Annotated in this window: 2 protein-coding genes; both read left to right on the top strand. The window is 75.9% G+C overall.

The genetic code is table 11. The features are described 5' to 3' along the window. The first annotated feature begins 292 nt into the window (after positions 1-292). A complete protein-coding gene (locus G3I19_RS36270) occupies positions 293-1,045 on the top strand; it encodes an urease accessory UreF family protein (RefSeq protein ID WP_164267915.1) in 753 nt (250 codons plus the stop codon). Positions 1,046-1,103: 58 nt separating this feature from the next. Beyond that, a partial coding sequence (locus G3I19_RS36265) for an urease accessory protein UreD (protein ID WP_164267914.1) occupies positions 1,104-2,034 on the top strand: 931 nt, incomplete at its 3' end.

The raw sequence follows: 2,034 nt of genomic DNA, 5'->3' as shown, positions 1-2,034 counted from the left end.
CGCCGGTGCGTCGGCCGCCGTCGCCGCGGCGGGCGCGGCCCTGGTGGCCGTGGCCCGCAGGCGGCGTACGCACGGCTGACCCGCGCCGCTCACTCCATCGGGCCGTCTGGAGTGGCAGGTCCCGCGGGCTCTCGTAGCGTCGGAAGCGCGGCCTTCGCCGTGTCCGACTCCACCCAGTGATCTGCCCGAACCGCCGAAACGAGGCAACCATGGTCGGCCAGCCGGTGTACCTGTACGGAGACGGCCCCACAGCCGTCCGACGTGCCGACGGTCCACCCGGCACCGGCCAGGGGTGCCACGTGTCGTGCTGCCCGACCGGCCCCGGCCTCCGGTGACGCCCGCAGCCCCGGTCACCCCGGGCCCGCACGCGTCCCTGCTGATCAGCCTGCAGCTGGCCGACCCCGGGTTTCCCGGCGGTATGTGCAACCCCGCCTACGAGTGGGACTGCCTCGTCCGGCCGGGCCAGGTCGACCGGGCCGGCCTCGGCCCCCTGCTGCACACCCTGCTGCGGCAGGGCGTCGGGCCGTCCGACGCGACGGCCCTCGCCCTCGCCCACGCCGCCGCTTCGGACGGCTGCTGGGGCGAGGTGGCCGAGATCGACGAACGGCTGTACGCCGCCAAGCTCGGCCGGGAGCAGCGGGCCGCCGCGACCCGGGCCGGCCGGGGGATGCTCGACACCGGCCGTGCGGTGTTCCCCTCCGAAGCGGTGGAGGAGTTCGCCGCCCTGGTCGCCCGCAGGGAGGCGCCGGGCAACCGGGCGGTGGTCTCCGCCGTCATCCAGGCCGGAGCCGGTGTGCCACGCCAACAGGCGGTGTCCGCCGAGCTGTTCGCGTTCTGCGCCGCCTTCGCCGCCGCGGCCCGGCGGACGGGAACGGCCGACCACGGCGCGGCCCAGCTGCTGCTGCGCGGGGCGGCTCCGGTGATCGAGGAGGTGACGGCGGACGCCCTCTGCCGTGAACTCGCCGATCTGGGCGGCTGTGTGCCCGCCGCCCAGGCCCTGTCGGGGACCTCCGGCGGTGCGCCGGCCCCGGCGCCCGCACACTGAGCGGCTCCCCAGCGCACGACTTGCCGGCCCACCGGCCGCCAGACCGGAAGGAATCACCATGGCGCTTGTCACGGACGACATTCCCGAGGCGTCGGCGACGGGACGCACACGCGGGGCGTCGCGGCTCTCCGCCACACACCACACCCCGGGCCGGATACCGCCCGAGGTGGCCAGTCACGCCCCGGCCCCCGGCGCGGTCACCGGGGAGCCCGCCCACCGGATCGGCCTCCTGGAAATGGGGTTCGAGCGGCAGAGCGGACGCACCGAACTGGTCCGCAGGTACAGCAGGATGCCGCTGCGGATCGGCAGGCCGCAGCACCCGGACCCGCTGCGGCCGCAGATGGCGTTCGTGCGGCTGGCCCCTGTCGCGGGCGGCCTGGTCCAGGAGGACCGGCAGCGTATCGACGTCTGCTGCGGCGCCGACACCGAAGCGCACCTCTCGACGGGAGCCGCGACCGAGGTCCGTGCGATGGAGCGGGGTTATGCCACCCGGCTGGTCAACCTCTCGGCAGGACCCGACGCGTATCTGGAGTACCTGCCGGATCCGCTGGTGCCGCTGCCGGGTGCCAGGCTCTACCAGCGCACCGTGATCACCGCGGACCCCGCGGCCACCTTCGTCATCGGTGAGACGGTGGCGGCCGGCCGGCCCGGGCCCGGCGGGCGTCACGGGTACGACGTACTCGGGCTCGACCTGGAGGTGCGCCGCCCGCACGGCAGGCTGCTGGCCCTCGACGCGGTACGGCTGTGCCCGGACCGGCACGATGTGTCGGGCCCCGGGATGCTCTCCGGCCACACCCAGCTGGCCTCGCTGTACGTGGTGACCGGCCGGTCGCCCGCGGCCGAGGTGGCCGACGCCCTGCACACCGCGCTCGACGGCCTGGGGCCGCGGTCCGGGCTGCGGTACGGAGTGAGCGTGCTGCCGCACGACTGCGGCGCGTGGCTGCGGGTGCTGGGCGACGACGAGGAGTCCGTGGCGGCCGCCCGGCACG

The organism is Streptomyces sp. SID10853 (assembly GCF_010548145.1).
Classification (GTDB): domain Bacteria; phylum Actinomycetota; class Actinomycetes; order Streptomycetales; family Streptomycetaceae; genus Streptomyces.
This window is presented reverse-complemented; position numbering and strand designations above follow the sequence as displayed.